Annotated in this window: 19 protein-coding genes; 15 read left to right on the forward strand and 4 right to left on the reverse strand. The window is 63.9% G+C overall.

Going from position 1 to position 23,755, the window contains the following annotated elements; all coding sequences use genetic code 11:
- The first annotated feature begins 143 nt into the window (after positions 1 to 143).
- The 5 genes from FJ430_RS17605 (at position 144) to FJ430_RS17625 (ending at position 8,409) form a co-directional block, all read left to right on the forward strand.
- On the forward strand, positions 144 to 941 hold the full coding sequence (locus tag FJ430_RS17605; protein ID WP_140711226.1) for a PopZ family protein: 798 nt from the start codon (positions 144 to 146) through the stop codon (positions 939 to 941).
- A gap of 235 nt (positions 942 to 1,176) precedes the next feature.
- Complete coding sequence (locus FJ430_RS17610) at positions 1,177 to 3,960, forward strand: valine--tRNA ligase (RefSeq protein ID WP_140711227.1); 2,784 nt, start codon at positions 1,177 to 1,179, stop codon at positions 3,958 to 3,960.
- A 363-nt stretch (positions 3,961 to 4,323) separates the two neighbouring features.
- Positions 4,324 to 5,568 carry an OmpP1/FadL family transporter gene (locus FJ430_RS17615; RefSeq protein ID WP_140711228.1) on the forward strand — a complete coding sequence of 415 codons (1,245 nt, stop codon included), beginning with the start codon at positions 4,324 to 4,326 and terminating at the stop codon, positions 5,566 to 5,568.
- Positions 5,569 to 5,858: 290 nt separating this feature from the next.
- Complete coding sequence (gene ilvD, locus FJ430_RS17620) at positions 5,859 to 7,583, forward strand: dihydroxy-acid dehydratase (protein WP_140711229.1); 1,725 nt, start codon at positions 5,859 to 5,861, stop codon at positions 7,581 to 7,583.
- Entirely contained in the window at positions 7,570 to 8,409 is an 840-nt protein-coding gene (locus FJ430_RS17625) for a tetratricopeptide repeat protein (RefSeq protein ID WP_140646696.1), read from the forward strand. The genes ilvD and FJ430_RS17625 overlap by 14 nt, the downstream gene beginning before the upstream one ends.
- A 323-nt stretch (positions 8,410 to 8,732) precedes the next feature.
- Here the strand turns inward: FJ430_RS17625 and FJ430_RS17630 are convergent, their stop codons facing one another.
- From FJ430_RS17630 to erpA, 4 genes are all read right to left on the reverse strand, one after another.
- On the reverse strand, positions 8,733 to 9,026 hold the full coding sequence (locus tag FJ430_RS17630; protein ID WP_140646697.1) for a hypothetical protein: 294 nt from the start codon (positions 9,024 to 9,026) through the stop codon (positions 8,733 to 8,735).
- Positions 9,027 to 9,097: 71 nt separating this feature from the next.
- Positions 9,098 to 9,892, reverse strand: a complete 795-nt coding sequence (gene xth / locus FJ430_RS17635) for an exodeoxyribonuclease III (protein ID WP_140708142.1) — start codon at positions 9,890 to 9,892, stop codon at positions 9,098 to 9,100.
- 7 nt (positions 9,893 to 9,899) lie between these two features.
- Positions 9,900 to 10,292: a VOC family protein gene (locus tag FJ430_RS17640; protein ID WP_140708140.1), complete on the reverse strand. Its 393-nt coding sequence runs from the start codon at positions 10,290 to 10,292 to the stop codon at positions 9,900 to 9,902.
- A 4-nt stretch (positions 10,293 to 10,296) separates the two neighbouring features.
- Positions 10,297 to 10,644 (reverse strand): iron-sulfur cluster insertion protein ErpA, encoded by a 348-nt coding sequence (erpA, locus tag FJ430_RS17645; protein WP_140652519.1) that lies wholly within the window; start codon positions 10,642 to 10,644, stop codon positions 10,297 to 10,299.
- Between the two features lie 70 nt (positions 10,645 to 10,714).
- Here erpA and FJ430_RS17650 point away from each other — a divergent pair, with 70 nt between their 5' ends.
- From FJ430_RS17650 to serS, 10 genes are all read left to right on the forward strand, one after another.
- The gene (locus FJ430_RS17650) at positions 10,715 to 11,944 is read left to right on the forward strand and encodes a deoxyguanosinetriphosphate triphosphohydrolase (protein WP_140708138.1); all 1,230 of its coding nucleotides are present in this window, start codon (positions 10,715 to 10,717) and stop codon (positions 11,942 to 11,944) included.
- A 61-nt stretch (positions 11,945 to 12,005) separates the two neighbouring features.
- Positions 12,006 to 13,763, forward strand: a complete 1,758-nt coding sequence (gene argS, locus FJ430_RS17655; protein WP_140708136.1) for an arginine--tRNA ligase — start codon at positions 12,006 to 12,008, stop codon at positions 13,761 to 13,763.
- A 103-nt stretch (positions 13,764 to 13,866) separates the two neighbouring features.
- Positions 13,867 to 17,334, forward strand: coding sequence for an SPOR domain-containing protein (locus FJ430_RS17660; RefSeq protein ID WP_140708134.1), 3,468 nt, complete (start codon positions 13,867 to 13,869; stop codon positions 17,332 to 17,334).
- Between the two features lie 132 nt (positions 17,335 to 17,466).
- Positions 17,467 to 18,486 (forward strand): beta-N-acetylhexosaminidase, encoded by a 1,020-nt coding sequence (nagZ, locus tag FJ430_RS17665; protein WP_140708132.1) that lies wholly within the window; start codon positions 17,467 to 17,469, stop codon positions 18,484 to 18,486.
- A gap of 62 nt (positions 18,487 to 18,548) precedes the next feature.
- A complete protein-coding gene (locus tag FJ430_RS17670) occupies positions 18,549 to 19,349 on the forward strand; it encodes a segregation and condensation protein A (RefSeq protein ID WP_140708150.1) in 801 nt (266 codons plus the stop codon).
- The gene (gene scpB, locus FJ430_RS17675) at positions 19,346 to 20,101 is read left to right on the forward strand and encodes an SMC-Scp complex subunit ScpB (protein WP_095765016.1); all 756 of its coding nucleotides are present in this window, start codon (positions 19,346 to 19,348) and stop codon (positions 20,099 to 20,101) included. Before FJ430_RS17670 ends, scpB begins: the two co-directional genes overlap by 4 nt.
- Before the next feature lie 179 nt (positions 20,102 to 20,280).
- Positions 20,281 to 20,499, forward strand: a complete 219-nt coding sequence (locus FJ430_RS17680; protein WP_027167260.1) for a twin-arginine translocase TatA/TatE family subunit — start codon at positions 20,281 to 20,283, stop codon at positions 20,497 to 20,499.
- An 83-nt stretch (positions 20,500 to 20,582) separates the two neighbouring features.
- The gene (gene tatB / locus FJ430_RS17685) at positions 20,583 to 21,296 is read left to right on the forward strand and encodes a Sec-independent protein translocase protein TatB (protein WP_140708130.1); all 714 of its coding nucleotides are present in this window, start codon (positions 20,583 to 20,585) and stop codon (positions 21,294 to 21,296) included.
- Positions 21,293 to 22,156, forward strand: coding sequence for a twin-arginine translocase subunit TatC (gene tatC / locus FJ430_RS17690; RefSeq protein WP_140652508.1), 864 nt, complete (start codon positions 21,293 to 21,295; stop codon positions 22,154 to 22,156). The genes tatB and tatC overlap by 4 nt, the downstream gene beginning before the upstream one ends.
- Positions 22,157 to 22,450: 294 nt before the next feature.
- The gene (gene serS, locus FJ430_RS17695) at positions 22,451 to 23,755 is read left to right on the forward strand and encodes a serine--tRNA ligase (RefSeq protein ID WP_140708127.1); all 1,305 of its coding nucleotides are present in this window, start codon (positions 22,451 to 22,453) and stop codon (positions 23,753 to 23,755) included.

Raw genomic sequence — 23,755 nt, forward strand, 5'->3', positions numbered from 1 at the left:
GATCGGTCGGTTACGCTGTCGCCATTGATTCGAATTCCGACCCGGGCAGGAACGGAATTCCTGAATGGGTCAAGTTCTTGAACGGGTCAGTTCTTGGACAGGGTCGAGTTCTTGGGCAGGTCACTGGGGCGGCGGATGTGACGATGGCGACGGCAAGCAGCGCGCAGCGCGAACCTTCCATGGAAGAGATACTGGCTTCCATCCGAAGGATCATCGAAGACAGCGACACCGGGCGCAAGCAGCCGGCCGAGGCCGGTGAACTGCGCCAGGATCTGGAGCCGGCCGCGGTTAGCGTACCCACGGTCGAGGTCGACGCCTTTCGTTCCGAATTGCATGCCGACGCCGGCCCGCGCAAGCCAGCGACGCTGGCGGAGGTCCAGGCCCAGCTGGCCGCGGCCGATCCGGCGGTCGCACGCGTCGAGGCTCGTCGAGAGCCGGTCAAGGCGGCTCCGGCCGCGGTCGATCCCGAGGGCGCCGAGCCGAGCGCGCAAGCGGCCACGAGCAGGCCGGCCGCGGCAAATGCGACGCAGTCGGCCGAGACCATAGTCGCCGATTGGCGGCGCGAAATAGCGGCGGTCGGCGGCAGCACGGTTACCGCGAGACCGGCCGTCCGGGTCCCGGAAGCCGCGCCGAGGGTCGAGATCGAGAAGCAAGAGCCGGCGTTTGAAGCTGCCGCGCAGGCCAGCGCTCCCCGGGCATCCGAACCGGAGGCACAGCCGGCCCGGCCGGCGATCCTTTCCGAGCATACGGGCCGGCAGGTTGCCGCGGCCTTCGGCGAGCTTTCCGATGCTTTTGCCAGCCGCGGCAAGAAGAGTTTCGACGAGATGGCCGAGGAGATGCTGCGGCCGATGCTGCAGGATTGGCTCGACAACAACCTGCCGACGCTGGTCGAAAGGCTGGTGCGCGAGGAGATCGAGCGCGTGGCGCGCGGGGCGCAGTAAGCTGCCGCAACACGCACGCTGAAAAGCGCCGCCTTCGGGCAGCGCTTTTGCTTTGGGACCCGCTGCGCCCTTGCAGTCGACATGCATCAGGCGAGCCGCCATTGCGGCACCGGCCGGGATTGTCGCCGGTCGCGGCATGCCTATCTGTAAGAGCGATCGCAGTTCTCGCGGTTGACTCGGCCAAGACCTTCCGATTTACACCGGACGCTTGTTCCCGACAGTTCGGACCTCCTCCATGCTTGATAAGACCTACGACGCCAAAGCCGTCGAGCCGAAGATCGCCAAAATCTGGGAAGAGGCCGATGCCTTCCGCGCAGGCGCCGGCGCGGAAGAGGGGGCCGAAGCCTTCACCATCGTCATCCCGCCGCCGAACGTCACCGGCTCGCTGCATATGGGCCATGCGCTCAACAACACGCTGCAGGACATTCTCGTGCGCTTCGAGCGCATGCGCGGCAAGAACGTACTTTGGCAGCCCGGCATGGATCACGCCGGCATCGCCACGCAGATGGTGGTCGAGCGCCAGCTCATGGAAAAGCAGATCCACCGCCGCGATCTGACGCGTGAGGAGTTCATCGAGAAGGTCTGGGAGTGGAAGGCCGAATCGGGCGGCGCGATCTTCAACCAGCTGAAGCGGCTCGGCGCCTCGGCCGACTGGTCGCGCGAACGCTTCACCATGGATGAAGGCCTGTCCAAGGCGGTGCTGGAAGTCTTCGTCACGCTCTACAAGGAAGGCCTCATCTACAAGGACAAGCGCCTTGTGAACTGGGACCCGAAGCTGCTTACCGCCATTTCCGACCTTGAGGTCGAGCAGCATGAGGTCAACGGCAATCTCTGGCACTTCCGCTACCCGATCGAAGGCGAGGCGTTCGACCCGCAGAACCCGAAGACGTTCATCACGGTGGCGACGACGCGTCCCGAGACGATGCTCGGCGACACCGCCGTGGCCGTGCATCCGGACGACGAGCGCTTCACCGATCTGGTCGGTCGCCACGTCGTGCTGCCGATCGTCGGCCGCAAGATTCCGATCGTCGCGGACGAGTATTCCGATCCGGAGAAAGGCTCCGGCGCGGTCAAGATCACGCCGGCGCATGACTTCAACGACTTCGAGGTCGGCAAGCGTCACAAGCTGCCGGCGATCAACATCCTGACGGTCGAAGCGGACATCAAGCTCAAGGACAATGAGGATTTCCTCGCCGGTCTCGAGGTCACGCCGGAGCGCCAGGCCGTATGGGACGAGCTGGACGGGCTCGACCGCTTCGCGGCGCGCAAGAAGATCGTCGAACTGATGGAGGCCGGCGGCTTTCTGGAAAAGGTCGAGCCGCATCGCCATGCCGTTCCGCATGGCGACCGCGGCGGCGTGCCGATCGAGCCATTCCTGACCGACCAGTGGTATGTCAACGCCGCCGAGCTCGCCAAGCCGGCGATTGCCTCGGTGCGCGAAGGCCGCACCAACTTCGTGCCGAAGAACTGGGAGAAGACCTATTTCGACTGGATGGAGAACATCCAGCCCTGGTGCATCTCGCGCCAGCTCTGGTGGGGGCACCAGATCCCGGCCTGGTACGGGCCGGACGGGCATGTCTTCGTCGAAAAGACCGAGGAAGAGGCTTTAGCAGCGGCGATCGAATATTACCTTGCGCTGGAAGGGCCGTGGAAGGCCTGGGTCGAGGACAAGCTGGAAAACTTCCAGCCGGGCGAGATCCTGACCCGCGACGAGGATGTGCTCGACACCTGGTTCTCGTCGGCGCTGTGGCCGTTCTCGACGCTCGGCTGGCCCGATCAGACGCCGGAGCTCAAGACCTATTACCAGACCGACGTGCTGGTGACCGGCTTCGACATCATCTTCTTCTGGGTCGCCCGCATGATGATGATGGGCCTGCACTTCATGGACGAGGAGCCGTTCCACACCGTCTATGTGCATGCGCTGGTGCGCGACAAGAACGGGCAGAAGATGTCGAAGTCGAAAGGCAACGTCATCGATCCGCTCGACCTGATCGACGAATATGGCGCCGACGCGCTGCGCTTCACGCTGACCGTCATGGCGGCGCAAGGGCGCGACGTGAAGCTCGATCCGGCCCGCATCGCCGGCTACCGCAATTTCGGCACCAAGCTGTGGAACGCGACGCGCTTCGCCGAGATGAACGAGGTCGCGCGCGACGACGAGTTCTGGCTGAACGACGCCAAGCTGCCGGTCAACCGCTGGATCCTGACCGAGCTGACGCGGGCGGCGCGCGCTGTCACCGAAGGCATCACCAGCTACCGGTTCAACGAAGCGGCGGGCGCGGCCTATCGGTTCGTCTGGAACCTGTTCTGCGACTGGTACCTGGAACTGTTGAAGCCGGTGTTCATGGGCACGGACGAAGCCGCCAAGGCCGAGAGCCGGGCATGCGTTGCCTTCGTGCTGGACGAGATCTACAAGCTCCTGCATCCGATGATGCCGTTCATGACCGAGGAACTGTGGGCGCAGACCGCCGGCGAGGGCAAGCAGCGCTCGTCGCTGCTTTGCCACGCCGCCTGGCCGTCGCCCGACTTCGGGGACGAAGAGGCCGCCGCCGACATCAATTGGCTGGTCGACCTCGTTTCGGGCATCCGCTCGGTGCGTTCGGAAATGAATGTGCCGCCGGCGGCGATCGCGCCGCTGATGGTGATCGGCGCCAACACGCTGACGCAAGAGCGGCTGGAGCGTCACGCCCAGGCGATCAAGCGGCTGGCGCGCATCGGCGATATCGCGCTCGCCGATGCACCGCCCAAGGGCTCGGCCCAGATCGTGCTCAACGAGGCGACGGTGAGCCTGCCGCTCGGCAGCCTGATCGACCTCCAGGCGGAGGCCGCGCGGCTGCAGAAGGAACTGGCGAAGGTGACCGAGGAGATCGCCCGCCTGCACAAGAAGCTGTCGAACGAAAAGTTCGTCGCCAATGCGCCGGAAGAGGTGGTCGAGGCCGAGCGTGAGAAACTCGCCGAATATCGCGAGGCGCAGGAGAAGCTTTCGGTGGCTTTGACCAGGGTCCGCGACGCCGGCTGAAAGGCAAGACTCGGCCTCGCTCCAAAGGTGCTTTCCGGTACGTTAGCTGCCTCGAAAATGGGCGTGCCGCTACGTTAATTTTGACGTAAACGGAAAGTTTGCGCCCCATTGTTGCCATAATGTAACAATGCGGCCCGCGAGCGCTAAAATCGGCTGTTTTTGCCCTGTTTTGGGTAGTTTCTTCGGATTTTTTCGACCGTTCGACCCCGGTTGGCGCGATTCAGGCGCCGATTGCGGTGCCAGCCACCATGGCGAAAATACGTGCTGTCAAGATGTACATGTACAGCTCCTGAAATCGTTGTTGCGTCGTTAACCCGAATTGGTTCTAGCTTTGAGCCACTTGTATTTCGGGGAGGGATTTCCATGAACATCTTGCGGCTCAAAGCTCTGGCGGGGGCAGGCTGCTTTTCGATCGCGTTGATCGGCGCGGTGATGCATCCCGCGCATGCCGGCGGCCTGGAGCGCGGCGGCTACGACATCGACCTGCTTTTCGATCCTTCGCAGGTCGCGACGGAAGCTGAAGCGACCTATGTGATGCCGGATCGCAAGTACAAGAATGCGACTGGTCCGGGGGGCTTCAACTTTTTCAGTTCCACGGCAGATGGGGCCGAGCCCTATTGGGTACCGCGCATTGGGGTCAAAGCCCAAGTTGTTCAAGGCGTCGACTGTATGGTCGACTATTCACAGCCTTGGGGCGCCCACACCGCCCCTGGCGCGTCGTGGAATGGCGCTTTTTCGAACGTCGAAACGGATATTAAGAGCAATAACTACGCCGGTACATGCTCCTACAAGTTTGATGCCGGTAAGGGCCAGCTACGTTTTATCGGCGGCGTGTTTTATCAGGACATTTCAGGCTTCAAGGAAAGCTTGGTGGGTTTCAATCCATTTGGGCCGTCACCGATTGGTCGCGTCGACCTGGAGGCCAGCGGCTGGGGCTGGCGAGCCGGTGTTGCCTACGAAATCCCTGAGATCGCGCTTCGGGCCAGCTTGGTCTACAATTCGCAGGTCAAGCTCGACAACATCTCTGGAACGCTGACTTTGCCGGACGGCTTGGGAGGGACCACAGCCACGCCAATCTATGGCTCGACGCAGTACATGCCTGACTCGGTCGAGTTGAAATTGCAGTCGGGTATCGCTCCCGGCTGGCTGGCCTTTGGTTCGATCAAGTGGGTTAACTGGAGCACTCTGCAAAGTGTTCCGATCTGTTCCGAACAGACCAAAGGTTTGGCTGCGTGTACAACCGTTTCTCCTCTTCCGGTTCGGCTTACCTCTCTTGACCTGATGTATCGCGACGGCTGGACTGTTTCCGGCGGCATAGGTCACAAGTTCAATGATGAATGGAGCGCCGCTGGTCAGCTTACCTGGGATCGCGGCACGTCGCACGGCTATGGCGTCCAAACCGATACCTGGACGCTCGGCGGCGGTGTTGCCTACACGCCTCGGCCAAACATCGAGCTACGCTTGGCTGGTGCTATCGGCGTCATGACCAGCGGCCATTCTGGCACGCTTACCGACGAGAATGGCTATACCGCGGGCGAAGACGCTACCTATGACGTCGGCAATGATCTGATCACGGCGATTTCAGGCGGAATCAAGATCAAGTTCTAAGTTTCTGAAAATTCATCAAAAAGGCCGGGCAGTGCTCGGCCTTTTTTGTTGGGTCAATGATGCTTCGGCTTCGCCCCTTCAACCCGCTGTTGCAGATTCGTCGCGAACCGGCGCCCGATGCGATTGTGACGTTTCGGCAACACTTTCTGAACAACCCCTGCTGTAGAAGTCTGACAGAGGGAACTGCCCATTTCCCGCCATAAACCCGGAGCACCCGAGATATGTCCCGGGATGCGTGCCAGGTTGGCGCGGCGAGGGGACCGGCCGCGGGGTGTGCGGCAAGGACGATGATGGACGCCAAGGCAATCTCCAAGGCCAAGCTGCCCAGCCGCCACGTGACCGTTGGTCCGGCGCGCGCGCCGCATCGTTCGTACCTCTATGCCATGGGCCTGTCGGCGGCCGAGATCGCGCAGCCTTTGGTCGGCGTCGCCAGCTGCTGGAACGAAGCGGCGCCCTGCAACATCTCGCTGATGCGCCAGGCGCAAGTGGTCAAGAAGGGCGTTGCGGCCGCCAACGGCACGCCGCGCGAGTTCTGCACCATCACCGTCACCGACGGCATCGCCATGGGCCACCAGGGCATGAAGTCGTCGCTGGTGTCGCGTGAGGTGATCGCCGATTCGGTCGAGCTCACCATGCGCGGCCATTGCTACGATGCCCTTGTCGGGCTCGCCGGCTGTGACAAGTCGCTGCCCGGCATGATGATGGCGATGGTGCGCCTCAACGTGCCCTCGATCTTCATCTATGGCGGCTCGATCCTGCCCGGCAGCTATCGCGGCCGGCAGATCACCGTGCAGGACGTGTTCGAGGCGGTCGGCCAGCATTCGGTCGGCACGATCAGCGATGCCGAATTGCTCGAGATCGAGCAGGCGGCCTGTCCTTCCGCCGGTTCCTGCGGCGCCCAGTTCACCGCCAACACCATGGCGACCGTTGCTGAAGCGATTGGCCTCGCGCTGCCCTATTCCTGCGGCGCGCCGGCGCCCTACGAAATGCGCGACCGCTTCAATTTCGCTTCGGGCGAAAAGGTGATGGAGCTGATCGCCAAGAACATCCGGCCGCGCGACATCGTCACGCGCAAGGCGCTGGAGAACGCGGCGACCGTGGTGTCGGCCACCGGCGGCTCGACCAATGCGGCGCTGCATCTGCCGGCGATCGCGCATGAGGCCGGCATCAAGTTCGACCTGTTCGACGTAGCGGCGATCTTCGAGAAGACGCCCTACATCGCCGACCTCAAGCCGGGCGGCAAATATGTCGCCAAGGACATGTTCGAGGCCGGCGGCATTCCGCTCCTAATGAAGACGCTGCTCGACCATGGCTATCTGCATGGCGACTGCATGACGGTCACTGGCCGCACTTTGGCCGAAAATATGGAGCACGTTTCCTGGAATGAGAGCCAGGATGTTGTGCGTCCCGCCAATCGGCCAATCACCAAGACAGGCGGCGTTGTGGGCTTGAAGGGCAACCTTGCCCCCGAAGGTGCGATCGTGAAGGTCGCGGGCATGTCGGAACTGAAATTCTCCGGTCCGGCGCGTTGCTTCGATTCGGAAGAGGAGTGCTTCGAAGCGGTCACGCAGCGCAACTACCGCGAAGGCGAGGTTCTCGTCATCCGCTATGAGGGGCCGCGCGGCGGTCCGGGCATGCGCGAGATGCTGTCGACGACGGCCGCGCTCTACGGCCAGGGCATGGGCGGCAAGGTAGCGCTGATCACCGACGGGCGCTTCTCCGGCGCCACGCGCGGCTTCTGCATCGGCCATGTCGGGCCGGAGGCGGCGGTCGGCGGGCCGATCGGGCTGATCAAGGATGGCGATTTGATCTCGATCGACGCCGTGAAAGGCACGATCGAAGTGGCCCTGTCGGACGCCGAACTGGCGGCCCGGGCAAAGAGTTGGAAGGCGCGCAAGACCGACTATCAGTCCGGTGCGATCTGGAAATATGCGCAGGCCGTAGGGCCGGCCCGCGACGGCGCGGTGACCCATCCGGGCGCCGCAGAAGAAACGCACTGCTATGCGGACATCTGAGGTGTTGAGGTCGTCTGTCTTTTCGGCACTGGTCGTGATCGCCGGTCTTGGCGCGACCTTGGGCGCCGTCGGGCAGGCCATGGCCTTCGACGACAAGGTGTTCGACGACAAGACCGGAGTGAAGCCGCAGTCGAGCCCCTGGGCGGTATTCCAGTTCGGCTTCTCCGCCTACAAGAGCGGCCATAAGGAACAGGCGGTCGAAGCCTATAAATACGCCGCCGAGAACGGCCAGATCGGCGCCACCTGGAAGCTTGCGCGCATGTATGCCGAAGGCGACGGCGTGACGCGCGACGACTACGCCGCCTTCAAGTTCTTCTCGGAAATCGTCGATCAGGATGTCGAGCCCGGCTCGCCGGAAGAGAGCTATGTGTCGGACGCGCTGGTGGCGCTGGGCGACTATCTGCGCAAGGGCATTCCCGGCACGCCGGTCGAGGAGAACGACGTCGCGGCGCAGGAATACTACATGCGCGCCGCCGCCAACTACCGCAATCCGAACGCCCAGTTCGAGATCGGCCAGATGTTCCTCAAGGGCGAGGGCGGCGTGAAGGCTAGCGTCAAGCAAGCCGGCCGCTGGCTGCAGCTCGCGGCCGAGAAGGGCCATGCCGGCGCGCAGGCGACGCTCGGCAACCTCCTGTTCCAGAGCGGCAAGGTGGTGCGCGGCCTGGCGATGATGACGGCCGCACTCGAGCGGGCTCCGGCGGCCGACCAGCCCTGGATCCGCAACATGCAGGAAGAGGCGTTCGCCGCGGCCGGCGAGGCCGATCGCCGGACCGCGATCTCGCTCGCCGACGATATCCTGACCAAGGGCAACAACGGCGACCAGTAAGCGCAGGTTGGCGATAGCGTGCATGGCAGCTTGGCGCATGCATTGTCTTATGTAGCGCTGGTCGACCCCCACTCCGTCTCGGCTTCGCCGAGCCACCTCTCCCCCGATCGACGGGGTAGAGGAAAGGCGCCAAGCTTTTTTGCCGTCAACGCCCGTCCGGCAACGCTCCCTTCCTTTCCCTCCGGAGGGGGGAAAGGTGGCGCTGCGAAGCGGCGACGGATTGGGGGAACCACCTGGCAATCAAGCCTCGGCCTGATCAGTCGCGCCAGTCACAGAAGATGTGTGCATAGTGTAACCTGGATGGTGGGGAGATCAACGAAGCCTCAGTTCTCGGTCGGCTCCGTCGGCGTCTGGCCGGGCGTCGGGGTGGAAAGCGACGTCGGGTGCGGCTTTGGCGCTTCGCCCGGACATTCGTCCTTGATCCTGGTCCAGGACGTGTTGTTGAGAACCATGTCGCAACGGGCGAGGTAGCTCTCGCCGGCCAGCATCAGGCACGCCGTCTCGCCGACGTTGAAGGACTTGCCGTTGGCAAGACAGGTTGGCGCCGCCAGCAACGGCGTCGGCGCGGCAAGCGCCAAGGCAAGGCCGGCTGGCCAGAAAAGAAATCGGATCGCCATTCAACCCCCACAGCAAGCCGCATCAAAGACGGGATTTGTGGCGATACTGGGTCCGGGAGCCTGGCAACGTCTCAGGCGGGCTGAAGGCTGAGGTCGATAGCGACCGGCACGTGGTCGGACGGTTTTTCCCAGGCGCGGACATGTTTTTCCACCGAGGCCGACGCAAAACGATTGGCGGCTTCGGGTGACAGCAGCAGGTGGTCGATGCGGATGCCGTTGTTCTTCTGCCAGGCGCCGGCCTGATAGTCCCAGAAGGTGTAGACGCCGGCCGAGTCGGTCACGGTGCGCACCGCTTCGGTGAAACCGAGATTCTTCAGCCGGCGGAAGGCTTGCCTCGTCTGCGGCTGGAACAGCGCGTCACCCAGCCAGTTTTCGGGAAACCGGGCATCGGCGGGTTCGGGAATGACATTGTAGTCGCCGGCCAGCACCAGCGCCTCCTCGAGCCGCAGCCGTTCCTGCGCCCAACGCTCCAGCCGCGCCATCCACGCCAGCTTGTAGGAAAACTTCCTCTCATCGTCGATCGGGTTGCCGTTCGGCAGATAGAGCGAAGCGACGCGCAAGGCGCCCTGGTCGGTGGAAAAAACGCCTTCGATGAAGCGGGCATGATCATCCGCATCGTCGCCAGGCAGGCCGCGATTCACCTCGTCGAAGGGAAGCTTCGACAGGAGAGCGACGCCATTAAAACTCTTCTGGCCGTTGGTCTCGACATTGTAGCCCAGCGCCTCGATCTCGGCGCGCGGGAACTGGTCGTCGACCGTCTTGATCTCCTGCAGGCACACGATGTCCGGCGCGCTTTCGGTCAGCCAGTGGGTGAGGTTGCCGATGCGGGCGCGAACGCCGTTGATGTTCCAGGTGACGATCTTCATGAGGACCTCAATGCTCTTCGGACGGCAGGCGTTCGACGAGGCCGATCGTATTGCCTGCGGGGTCCTTTAGAAAGGCCATCCATTCGCTTTCCCCCGCCGGACCGAACTGCCCCTCGGTGTCGCGGTGGACGAGCGTCGGCGAAGCGGTGAAGGGAATGCCCGCGGCTTTCGCTTCCGCGTAGAAGGCTTCGAGGCCGGTGATGTCGAAATAGACGGTTCCGGCCGGAACGCCGTCGGTGAAGAGCAGGCGTACATCACCGGCCATAATGAAGGCAATACCGGGCGGGTCGTAGCGGGCGTGCAGGTTCAGACTGAGCACGTCGCGCCAGAAAGCAAGCGTCGCATCGAGGTCGCGGCCAGCCGAGAGCGCGACCTGACGGACCGCGCCGATGGCAGGCATTGGGCTATATGGAGAAGCTGGTGCCGCAGCCGCAGGAGGCGACAGCGTTGGGGTTCCTGATCTGGAAGGACTGGCCCATCAGGTCATCGACGAAGTCGATCACCGAGCCGCCCATATAAACCAGCGACAGGTCGTCGATCAGGATCGTCGCGCCATCCTTCTCGATGGCGACATCGTCATCGTTGCGGCTGCCGACGAGATCGAATTTGTAGGAAAAGCCAGAGCAACCGCCGCCTTCGACGGAGACGCGCAACGCCGTCTTGCCCGGTTCGCCGGCAACGATCCTGGCGATCCGCTTGGCCGCGGCATCGGTCATTTCGACCTTCATGGCAGTCTTGGCATCCGCGCCCATCGGCGTCACCTTGCTTTCGGTTTCACATGATAGGTATGAAGCGGGCGTGGCCAAGTCAACTGGTGGATCAATGGACGAGCGGCAGGGCAAGGATGCTCTCGGCGACATCGGGTTCGGCTATCGGCCGCGCGCGGTCTATGCGAGCGATCCGGCGCGCTCGCGCGGACGCCTGTTCGAGGAGGCCGAGAGTCCGACCCGCACGCCGTTCCAGCGCGACCGCGACCGCATCATCCATTCCACCGCATTCCGCCGACTGAAGCACAAGACGCAGGTGTTCGTGGCGCATGAGGGCGATCACTTCCGCACGCGGCTGACGCATTCGATCGAGGTGGCGCAGATCGCACGAGCACTGGCGCGGGCGCTACGCGGCGACGAGGATCTCGCCGAAGCAGTCGCCCTTGTACATGATTTCGGCCACACGCCCTTCGGCCATACGGGAGAGGACGCGCTCAACGAGAAGATGGCCGCCTGGGGCGGCTTCGACCACAACGCCCAGTCGCTGCGCGTGGTCACGCGGCTCGAGCGGCGCTATGCCGAGTTCGACGGTCTGAACCTCACCTGGGAAACGCTGGAAGGGCTGGTCAAGCATAACGGCCCGTTGACCGATGCGAGCGGGAAGGGGCTCAAGGATCCGGTGCCGCAGGCGATCCGCGACTATTCCGAACTGCACGACCTCGAGCTCGACCGCTTCGCCGGCATCGAGGCGCAGTGCGCCGCGATCGCCGACGACATCGCCTACAACACCCATGACATCGACGATGGCCTGCGCGCCGGCCTGCTGACGCTGGACATGCTGCAAGGCGTCGGCCTGCCGGGCTCGATCCTGAACGGCGTGCGCGCCAAATATCCTCAGCTCGACGATGTCCGCACCGGCCACGAACTGTTGCGCCGGCAGATCACGCTGATGGTCGAGGATGTCATTACATCGACCGCTGCCAACGTCGAGCGTCTCAAACCGGACAGCGCCGATGCGGTGCGCGCGGCGGGCGAGACCCTGGTGACCTTTTCGCCAGGGATGGCCGCGGCCGAAAAGGAATTGAAGGCTTTCCTCTACAAGCATCTCTACCGGCACCCGGAAGTGATGCGGGTGCGAGCCGAGGCCGAGCGCATCGTGCGCGAGCTGTTCGACATCTATTTCGCCGATCCGCGCGCCATGCCCGACGGCTGGCGCGAAGGGCTCGACAGGGCCGAGGATCGCATCAAGGCGCGCAGCGTCGCCGACTTCCTGGCCGGCATGACCGACACCTATGCGCTCAAGGAACATCGGCGCCTGTTTGACCATACGCCCGATTTGGGCTAGGGCGAGCCTCGATTTTGCCGGCCAGGCTGCCGGTCGTCTCTTAAAGCCCAGAGCATATCCAATGAATATCTTCGCCGATTTCAACGCGCGGATCGTAAAGGCCGTCGAAGCCCTTGATCTCAAGGACAAGGAGGGGGCCGCGCTCGACCTGTCGCGTGTCGCGGTCGAGCCGCCGCGCGATGCAAGCCATGGCGATCTCGCCACCAATGCGGCGATGGTGCTGGCCAAGCCCACCGGACAGAACCCGCGCGCGCTTGCCGAAAGACTGACCGAAGCGCTCCGCGCCGATGCAGACGTCGCCTCGGCCGAGATCGCCGGGCCGGGCTTCGTCAATCTCAGACTCAAGGACGCGTTCTGGCACGCGCATCTGACGACGTTGCTCGGCGAGGGGCGCAACTATGGCCGCTCGACCATCGGCGGCGGCCGCAAGGCCAATGTCGAATATGTTTCGGCCAACCCGACCGGCCCGATGCATGTCGGCCATTGCCGGGGTGCCGTGGTCGGCGACACCTTGGCCAATCTGATGGCCTTCGCCGGCTACGACGTGACCAAGGAATATGTCATCAACGACGCCGGTTCGCAGATCGACGTGCTCGGCCGCTCGGCGTTCCTGCGCTATCGCGAGGCGCTCGGCGACGACATCGGCGAGATCCCGTCCGGTCTCTATCCGGGCGACTATCTGGTCCCCGTCGGCCAGGCGCTGGCCAAGGAATTCGGCCGCGGCCTGCTGCAGATGCCGGAAGAGGAAGCGCTGGCGATCGTCAAGGACCGCACCGTCGACGCGATGATGGCGATGATCCGTGAGGATCTGGCGCTGCTCAACGTGCATCACGACGTGTTCTTCTCCGAGCGCACGCTGCATGCCGACAACGCCAAGAGAATCCGGGCGGCGATCGCCGACCTGACGCTGAAAGGGCACATCTACAAGGGCAAGCTGCCGCCGCCCAAGGGCGAGAAGCCGGACGACTGGGAAGACCGCGAGCAGACGCTATTCCGCTCGACGGCGGTCGGCGACGACATGGACCGGGCGCTGGTCAAGTCCGATGGCTCGTTCACCTATTTCGCCGCCGACGTCGCCTATCTGAAGGACAAGGTCGAGCGCGGCTTCGTCGACCTGATCTATGTGCTCGGCGCCGACCATGGCGGCTATGTGAAGCGGTTGGAGGCGCTGGCGCGGGCGGTTGCCGGCGACACGGTCAAGCTCACCGTGCTGCTTTGCCAGCTCGTGAAACTGTTCCGCGACGGCGAGCCTGTCCGGATGTCGAAGCGGTCCGGCGATTTCGTCACCCTGCGCGACGTGGTGGAAGAGGTCGGCCGCGACCCGATCCGCTTCATGATGCTTTATCGCAAGAACGATGCGCCGCTCGATTTCGACTTCGCCAAGGTCACGGAGCAGTCGAAGGACAATCCGGTGTTCTATGTGCAGTACGCGTCGGCGCGCTGCCATTCCGTTTTCAGGCAGGCGAGCGAGCAGCTCGGCGAGGCGAATTTCGACCGCAACCGGCTGGCGGCTTCCGTGGCTGCGCTGACCGACGAGGGCGAAATCGCGCTGATCCGGAAGCTGGCTGAATATCCAAGGTTGATCGAATCCGCGGCGCTTTCGCTGGAGCCTCACCGGCTCGCATTCTACCTCTACGATCTGGCTTCCGGCTTCCATGCACAGTGGAATCGCGGCCACGACAACCAGGACTTACGTTTTGTTAAGGTTAACGACCGAGAATCAACCTATGCCAGACTAGGGCTGGTGCAGGCTGTTTCGGATGTTTTGACCTCCGGCCTGACGCTGATCGGGGCAGACGCGCCCACTGAAATGCGTTAGGTTTAACTAAAAAACCTGTCACCTTTTGCCCACATTGCGCTGGTAAGGGCCAACCCTGCGCGACGTCCATGGCGTCCGACTGTGTGCGAGTTCGGGAACAATAATGGCAGACAGAACCCCGCTGAAAGTAGCCGACCACAACGACATCGCCGACGATGATCCGTTCGCGGAACTGACCCGGATCATGGGTTTCGACCCGCGCCAGCCGGTGAGGCAGCCGGCTCCTGCGGCCGAGAAGGCCGCGCCGGTCAATCAGGCTCCGGCGGCGGACGATTTCGACATCGACCTCGAAAAGGAGTTGATGGGAGAGTTCGATTCCGTCGAGGAAAGCGAGCCGGTCGCTCAGCAGGCTGCCCTGCATCAGATCGGCTATGAGCGGGCTTTCGAGGCCGCAAGCGCCGCCGCGAATGACGACGAGCTGACTGCGTCCTTCGAGCAGGACTTCGTGTTCGACGACGCGGCGGATCATGCCGATTTCGCCGTGGCCCATGTGCCGGAGGCGGATTTCGAGCCGGAGCCGGATTTCGCGCCGGAGCCGGAAGTCGCGCCGGAGGCGCATTTTGCAGCTGAGCCGCATTTCGCGCCGGAGCTACAAGAAGCTCCCGAGCCGGAAGTCGCTTTTGACGATGATTTCGACAAGGCCGTCGCCAGTTCGCTGGATGTCTCGCCGCTCGAAGACGAGCTTCCGATCGATCAGGAAATGGCGGCTTCGCTGGACCAGGATTTCCAGCTCGACCAGCTCGACCATCACGAACCCGCCAACCTCGACTATCACGAGCCGGCTGAGGCCCGTCAGGCCGCTGTCGAGGCCGTGCAGGCCGCGAGTGAAGAGGCGTTCAACGCCGATTTCGACAATGCCGTTCAGATGTCGCTCGAAGACGAGCTGTCGTTTGAGAGCCACGAGCTGGAGCAGCAGGCGCAAGCCGTCGAGCCGGTCGAAGTCTCCGCGGCCGATCCGCTGATTTCCGAGGACGATTTTGCCGGTCACTTCGACCAGACGATGACCGATGTCGATGTCAATCTCGGCCAGGCTCAGGATTTTCAGGAGCAGGAGCCGGCAGTTGACGACGACCCGGCGCCGATGGTCGAGGCAGCGACCGAGATGGCCCATTTCGCCGCCGAGCCGGAGTTCGCCGCGCCTGAACCTGCCGCGGCGCTGACCCTTGATGACGATTTCGAACTGAGTTTCCGCGATGCGCTGAACGAGGAGCCGCAAGCTCCGGCCGTCGAGCCCGCTGCCGCGGTCGAGCCGGCTCCTGTCGTCGCCGCTCCGGTTCCGCCTGTCGCCGCCGCGCTGGTTTCGCCTGTCGCCGCCGTCGAACCGGCGAGGCCGGCGGCCAGCGAACGAAGCCTGGAAGACGAGCTCAATGCGCTGCTCGGCGCCATGACCGCGCGACCGATGCCCGCGGTCAAGGAGCCCGCTCCCGCGCCACGTCTGGTTGCGGAACCCGCAAGCTACGCTGGCGGGAAGGCGGCGGCTGATGATCTCGACTGGGATCTCGACGAGCACCAGTCGGCGCAAAACGGGCAGGGCGCTCAGCCGGCAGAAAGCGACATGGACGACCTGCTTGCCAGCGAACTCGATCGCCAGGATTTCTCAAGCTCGGCCAAAACCGAGGCCGATGTTGATTTCGATGACGATTTCGGCGCTGCTTTCGCCAAGAGCATCGAAGCTGAACAGGCAGCTGCCGCCACGGCAAGGTCTCCGGTAAACTCCTCCGATTGGCTGCATTCGACGCCTACGGAATCAGGCAAGTCGTGGAGCCGTTCGACCCCGACCTCGGCTCCGCCGGTGCAGGCTTCGTTTGCCACGCAGCCGGCGCCCTCGGCTCCGGCGCAGATGGCCGCGCCTTCAGCGCCAGTGCAGGTGGCGGCGCCAGCCTACCGCAGCGAACCGGCAACGGATTATTCCGCCTATGCCATGCCGGCGCAGCCGTTTGCGCCTTCGTCGCCGCCTCGCCAGCACGAAGATGTGCCAGATGTCGAGACGGTCGATGTGCCGGAGCGCGTGGTCGCGCTCGCGGACGACCTCGACATTCCGGAGCTCAGCTTCGAGGAAGACCAGCCGGCGGCGCCCGCTTACGACGATCTCGATGCGGAATTCGCCAGCCTGCTCACCGACATGAATGCGACGGAGATCGCGCCGGCGCCCGCGCAGAACCGGGGCTATGATGACGAATCCTACAGCGCCGGCTTCAACGGTTATGACCGTCGCGACTTGCGCACCGAGGCTCCGGCGGCTCCGGTGGCCCCGGCTTCGTTTGCCGTCGCCAACGATTACGACGCCGACGACCTGCCCGGCAGCCGGCCGGTTTCGCAGGCGGAGGATTTCGCCGCCGATGAGCTCGACTACGATCCCGAGCTCGAGGAAGCGATGGCGATCCCCGGGCTTGCCGAGCGCGAGGCGGCGCAGCCGCGCCGGCGCGGCGTGATGATCGCGGCGCTGGTCGGCGCCGTGGTGGTGCTCGGCGGGCTTGGCGCGCTGGCCTTCTCGTTCGGCGGCAAGGGCGGCAGCGAGGCTCCGGTTATCGTCAAGGCCGACAATTCGCCGATCAAGGTGAAGCCCGAAAATCCGGGCGGCACGGTGGTGCCGAACCAGGACAACAAGGTTTATGACGCGGTGGCCAAGGGCGGCGGCGCGGCCAAGCCCGCCGAGCCGGTGCAGCAGAAGCTGGTGAACACCACCGAGCAGCCCGTGGACCTGGCATCGAAGGAACCGCCGCCGAGCCGGGTCGTCGATCTCGCGCCCAACGACAACGACGCCGCGGCCGGCACTGACGCCGCCGACGATTCAGCTGCAGCCCTGCCTGGCGTCGCGCAAGCGACCGTGCCGCAAAGCGCGCAACCTGCCGCGCCGGCAAGCGCGCAGCCCGCAGCGCCGGCGCCGAAGGCGGAAGACCGCATCGCCCAGGTGCTGCAGCAGGATGCCGACAACACCGTCAACAACGACGTCGTCGCCGTCGCGCCGCGCAAGGTGAAGACCATGATGGTGAAGCCGGACGGCTCGCTGGTGCCGCGTGAAGACCCGGCCCCGGCCGCGCCGAAGGTCGCGGCGGCCGAGCCGAGCGATCCGGCGCCGCAGCATGTCGCGCCGGCCTCCGACGGCCAGCAGACGGGAACCGTGGCTTCCGACGCGGACCAGGCCGATGCGCCTGCCCTCAAGCCGGCGAAGCCCGCGAAGAAGGTTGAAGCCAAGGCTCAGTCGGCCAACACGCCGGCGGTGGTGCCGGTGGCGCCGGCGCGTCCGTCCGACCAGCCGGTCGATATCGTCGGTGAGGTCAAGCCGGACCAGGTCGCTTCGATCGATCCGGCGGTAGCTGCCGGCGGCGGCTCGTGGTCGATGCAGATCGCCTCACAGCCGACGGTCGAAAGTGCGCAGTCGACCTATCAGGACCTGCAACGCCGCTACGGCAGCGTGCTCTCCGGCCGCACCGCCAACATCGTCAAGGCCGAGGTCGCGGGCAAGGGCACCTTCTACCGCGTTCGCGTTCCGGCCCAGTCGCGCAACGATGCGATCAACCTTTGCACCAGCTACAAGGCGGCCGGCGGCAACTGCTTCGTATCGCGCTGACAGGTTTCAGCTTCCAAAGCCGGCGCCGCCGCAAGGCCGCGTCGGCTTTTCGTTGTGGACGGTTGTGGGCTTTGGCTGGTCGGAGGGCAGGGGTGATTCCCTTTGCCCGCCCAAAGCCTTAAGCTTTGGTGCATGAGCGAATCAAAATCCATGATCCTCGGCTGTGCCGGGAAATCCCTCGCCGAAGACGAAATCCGCTTCTATCGCGATGAACGTCCCTGGGGCTTCATCCTGTTTGCGCGCAATATCGGCGAAGCCGGGCAGATCCGCGACCTTGTCGCCTCGATGCGCGACAGCGTCAGCCGCCCGGATGCTCCGGTCTTCATCGATCAGGAAGGCGGGCGGGTGCAGCGCCTGCGCCCGCCGCTGGCGCCGAACTATCCGGCCGGGGGCGCGCTTGGCGCGTTGTGGCGCGACGATCGCGAGGCCGGCCGCCGCGCCGCCTGGCTGATGGCGCGGCTGCATGCCTTCGATCTCTCGCGGCTGGGCATTACCGCCGACTGCCTGCCGGTGCTCGATGTGCCGGTCGAAGGCGCCAGCGACGTCATCGGCGCGCGCGCCTATGGCAAGGAGCCCAATGCCGCGATCGAGCTTGGCCGGGCTTCGGCCGAGGGGCTCATGTCCGGCGGCGTGCTGCCGGTGATGAAGCATATTCCCGGCCACGGCCGCGCCTTTGCTGACACGCATTTCGCGCTGCCGACCGTCGATACGCCGCTGGAGGAGCTCCGCCGGCATGATTTCGCCCCGTTCACGGCGCTTAGGGAGCTGCCGATGGCGATGACGGCGCATGTCGTCTACAGCGCCGTCGACCCCGACAATCCGGCGACCACATCCGCCCAGGTCGTCGACCAAGTGATCCGCGGCGAGATCGGTTTCGATGGGCTGCTGATGAGCGACGACACCTCGATGAAGGCACTTTCTGGGGATTTCCCGACAAAGGCGGCCTCGATCCTTGCGGCCGGCTGCGATCTCGTCCTTCACTGCAACGGCGTTTTCGAGGAGATGTCGGGGATCGCCTCGCGCACGACGGCGCTGTCGGGCAAGTCCTTGGCGAGAGCCGAGCGGGCGCTGACCTATATAAAGGATCGCGACGTCGCCGACGAAACGGCGATACGCGCAGAATTCGCCACCTATTTCGAAGCGGTGGCCTGAACCGAAGGGACGAAAGGCAAGTGGCGGAGACATTGGAAGGCAAGGCCGCGAAGGCCGCACCGATGGACCGTCTGTGGGCCGAGAACGACGATTCACGCCTGACAGGCGACCCGTCGCTGGTCGTCGACGTGGCCGGCTTCGAAGGCCCGCTCGATCTTCTCTTGCATCTAGCCCGCAACCAGAAGGTGGATCTGGCGCGCATTTCGATCCTGGCGCTCGCCGAGCAATATCTGGCCTTCGTCGAGAAGGTACGGGCGCTGAGACTCGAGCTTGCCGCCGACTATCTGGTGATGGCGGCGTGGCTCGCCTTCCTGAAATCGAAGCTGCTGATCCCGAAGCAACCGGGCGAAAAGGGTGAAAGCGGCGAGGAACTCGCGGCGGTGCTGCAATTCCGGCTGAAGCGGCTGGAAGCCATGCGCGACGCCGCGGCGCGTCTGGTCAACCGCAACCGTCTCGGCCGCGACGTCTTTTCGCGCGGCCTGCCGGAAATGGTGATCATCGAGAAGCGCAACAGCTTTTCGGCCTCGCTCTACGATCTGCTCACCGCCTATGCGCAGCAGCGCCAGAAGCAGGCGATCAACAATGTGACGATTGCCCGGCGCGCCGTTTGGTCGTTGAAGGATGCGCGTGAGGTGCTGGCGCGGCTGATCGGCTCGGTCGGCGACTGGACGACGCTCGACAGTTTCCTGATCGAATATCTGGCGGCGCCGGAAGAGAAGCGCACGGCGATGGCCAGTTCCTTCGCGGCGACGCTGGAAATGGTGCGCGAGGGCAAATTGGACATGCGGCAGGACCAGGTGTTCGCGCCGATCTATCTGCGCGGCCGCGCGCAAGGGGTAAGGGCAGTCGAGGTGGTATCATGAGCGAACGCGCCAACGCTTCGGTCATCCCGTTCAAGGTCGAGGACGAACCGGAAGACGAGATGGCGGAGCAGGGTTCCATCGAGAACCCGGCCGAGCGGCTGCAATTGTCGGAAGCCGTGCGCATGGCAGAGGCGATCATTTTCGCCAGCGCCGAGCCGGTCAGCGAAAAGCAGCTTGCCGCGCGCCTGCCGGAAGGCGTGAACATTGCCGCCGCAATGGCGGATCTGCAGGAAATCTATGCCAAGCGCGGCGTAAACCTGGTACGGGTCGGCGATGCCTGGGCTTTCCGCACCGCAGGCGACCTGGCTTTCCTGATGAGCCGGGACTCGGTCCAGCAGAGAAAGCTTTCGCGCGCGGCCCTCGAAGTGCTGGCGATCATCGCCTATCACCAGCCGGTGACGCGCGCCGAGATCGAAGACATCAGAGGCGTCGAGACGTCGAAAGGCACACTCGATACGCTGCTCGAAACGGAGTGGGTCAGGATGCGCGGCCGCCGCCGCACGCCCGGGCGGCCTGTGACCTATGGCACCACCGACGCTTTCCTGGATCATTTCGCGCTGGAAGAGATCCGCGATCTGCCCGGCATGGAGGAGCTGAAGGGCGCTGGCCTGCTCTCGACGCGCATGCCGGCCAATTTCTCGATGCCGGTGCCGCCGGCCGATCCCGATGCGCTCGCCGAAGACGAGGACGCGCTGACCGATATCGACCTCGAGGAACTCGGGCTGTTGACGCCGCGCGTCACTGACGAGTGACCATCAAATCGCCGCGAATGGTCTATTAGCAGAGGCTGCGCGGATTGGTAGCAAGCCGCTCACGCCGAAAGTGCGTGACATCCGCTAGCCATTTTATCAACTTCCTAGCGGTTGTGTTTGAATCCCCGAGCGAAAACGCATAGATCATCGCCAGGGAAAACATTCGAGAGAGAATAGCAATGGGTTCATTTTCGATTTGGCACTGGATGATCGTGCTGGTCATCGTGCTTCTGGTGTTCGGCCGCGGCAAGATCCCGGAACTGATGGGCGACATGGCCAAGGGCATCAAGAGCTTCAAGAAGGGCATGGCCGACGACGACGCCGACGACAAGCGTACCGTCGAACATCGCGCTGACGAGACTGTTTCGCCGGCCAAGGAAAAGGTCAGCAAGAGCTGATCCCGGTTGTTGGTTTGAGCATGCCGTTGTCCCAAAACCGCTTCGCATTTTTGGGCGGCAGGCACTCGTCGGAATAGATTGTCATGTTTGAAGTCGGTTGGAGCGAACTGCTGGTGATCGCGGTCGTCATGATCGTGGTCGTCGGGCCTAAGGATTTGCCCAACATGCTACGCACCTTCGGTCGCACCGCGGCGAAATTGCGCGCCATGGCCGGCGACTTCCAGAAGCAGTTCAACGAGGCGCTGAAGGAAGCAGAGCTCGACGACGTGAAGAGTTCCATCGATAGCTTGCGCGGCCTCAATCCGCTGAACGAGGTGCGCAAGCAGCTCAATCCGTTCGAGCAGGCCGCGGCCGACGTGCGGGCCGGCGTCGATACGATGATGAAGCCCAAGCCGGCCGCCGATCCGACAGCACCGGCGGCAGAGACTCCGCAGGCCGCCGAGCCGCTCAAGAACGGCGCGACGGATATGCCCGGCGCCAACGGAACCGAGGCTGCCTCAGCCACCCCGATCTTCCCTGCCATGACCGACGCCTCCGTCACCGCACCGGTTTCCGAGACCGACGCGCCGGCCCGGCCGGCGAAAAAGGCTGCGACCGTCAAGGCAAAGACGACTGGCGCCACCGCAAAGGCAGTTGCGGCAGCGAAGGCACCGGCCGCAAAGGCGCCGGCCAAACCCTCATCGGCCTCGGTTAAAGTCGCCGCGCCCGCCAGGAAGGCGGCGCCCAAGGCTGAGGCAAAGCCAGCCACGGCGAAGAAGGCAACCGACAGCAAGAAGATGGCGGGCGACACCAAGTGAGCGTTTCGGACAAGGAAAAGGAAGAAATCGAAAAATCGTCCGCGCCGCTGATCGAACACCTGATCGAGCTGCGCCGCCGGCTGATCTGGTCGCTGGGCGGCTTTTTCGTCGCCTTCCTCGTCTGCTTCTTCTTCGCCAAGCGATTGTTCAACCTTCTGGTCGTCCCTTTCAAATGGGCGACGCAATGGGCAGGGCTCGACCCGCACAAGGTCGAGCTGATCTACACCGCGCCACAGGAGTTCTTCTTCACCCAGGTGAAGCTCGCCATGTTCGGCGGCATGGTGATCGCCTTCCCGCTGATTGCCACGCAGATCTACAAGTTCATCGCGCCGGGCCTCTACAAGAACGAGCGCAGCGCCTTCCTGCCGTTCCTGATCGCCTCGCCCATCCTATTCCTGATGGGCGCCTCGCTGGTCTATTTCTTCTTCACCCCGATGGTGATGTGGTTCTTCCTGGCCATGCAGCAGACCGGCACCAACGACCAGGTGCAGATCTCCCTGCTGCCGAAGGTGTCGGAATATCTCAGCCTGATCATGACGCTGATCTTCTCGTTCGGTCTGGTGTTCCAGCTGCCAGTGGTGACCAGCCTTTTGACGCGCGTCGGCATATTGTCGTCGCAGGCGCTGGCCGAGAAGCGCAAATGGGCGATCGTCCTTTCCTTCGTGGTCGCCGCGGTGCTGACGCCGCCCGATCCGATGAGCCAATGCGGCCTCGCTATCCCGACCATCATCCTCTACGAGGTTGCCATCTGGTCCTCGCGCATGATCGAGCGCGCCCAGGCGCGCGACCGCCTGGCGCGCGAGCAGGCGGAGGCGGGGAGTTCGGTTTCGAGCGACACGCCGGACACCTCGGCCTCCTGACCTAAACGGCGCCGCCTGGGGCAGGAAATCGCAGCGGTCCATTTACCCGCCGTCTTGCATCGACGACGGATGCGGTTTACGCCCTCGATCCTTAAAGCGCGTCGCGTCGAAACGGATTCACGCGACGCGCTTTAGGTCGTTGCTTGATGCATGTCGTTGTCGCAAAACCGAGGTCACTTTTGCGCGACATGCATTAAAGCGCGCGACGCGGTTTAAGTCTCTATTTTCATGCATGTCGTTGTCCCAGAACCGCTGCACACTTTTGGGCGACATGCATTAGTTTGAGGATCGACCATGCTTGATATCAAATGGATTCGCGACAACCCGAAGGCCCTTGTCGAGGCGCTGGTGAAGCGCTCGTGGTCGGCGGGCGAGGCGCAGTCCACGGTCGGCGATCTGGTCGCGAAGGACGAGGCGCGGCGTTCGCATCTCAGTGAGCTGCAGGTCAAGCAGGAGCGTCGCAACGCCGCCTCGAAGGAGATCGGCAACGCCATGCGTTCGGGCGATTCAGCCCTTGCCGAGAAGCTCAAGAGCGAAGTCAGCGACATCAAGGTGTTCATCCAGAATGGCGAGGCGCGCGAGCGCGAGCTCGACAAGGCGCTGGACGACGCGCTTGCCGTGCTGCCCAACGTGCCGCTTGAAGACGTGCCGATTGGCAAGGATGAGCACGACAATGTCATCAAGCGCCTCGTCGGCGACATACCGACACGCCCGAACTGGGTGAAGGAGCATTTCGAGATCGGCGAAGCGCTCGGCATGATGGATTTCGAGCGCGCGGCGAAACTGTCCGGCTCGCGCTTCACGGTGCTGAAAAGCCAGCTGGCGCGCCTGGAGCGCGCGCTCGGCCAATTCATGATTGACCTGCACACCACCGAGCACGGCTATGAAGAGATCATCCCGCCGCTGATGGTGCGCGACGAGGTGCTTTTCGGCACCAACCAGCTGCCGAAATTCGAGGAGGACCTGTTCTTCACGCCGCATGGCGACAGTCGCCTCGGCCTGATCCCGACGGCCGAGGTGCCGCTGACAAACCTCGTGCGCGAGGAGATCACCGCGCATGAGAAGCTGCCGCTGCGCTACACCGCGCTGACGCCGTGCTTCCGTTCGGAAGCGGGTTCCGCCGGCCGCGATACGCGCGGCATGCTGCGCCAGCACCAGTTCTACAAGGTCGAGCTGGTCTCGATCACCGACCAGGAAAGCTCGATCGCGGAGCACGAGCGCATGACGCAATGCGCCGAAGAGGTGCTGAAGCGGCTCGGCCTGCCGTTCCGCACGGTCACGCTGTGCACCGGCGACATGGGTTTCGGCGCGCGCAAGACCTACGACATCGAGGTCTGGCTGCCGGGGCAGAACGCCTATCGCGAAATCTCGTCCTGCTCGGTCTGCGGCGATTTCCAGGCCAGGCGCATGGATGCCCGCTACAAGGACAAGGACGGCAAGGGCAATCGCTTCGTCCATACGTTGAACGGCTCGGGCACCGCGGTCGGCCGCGCTCTCATAGCCGTCATCGAAAACTACCAGAATGAGGATGGCAGCGTAACCATTCCTGAAGTGCTGCGGCCTTACATGGGTGGTCTTACCAAGATCGAATCGAAGTGA

The sequence above is a fragment of the Mesorhizobium sp. B2-8-5 genome (assembly GCF_006440675.2).
Classification (GTDB): domain Bacteria; phylum Pseudomonadota; class Alphaproteobacteria; order Rhizobiales; family Rhizobiaceae; genus Mesorhizobium.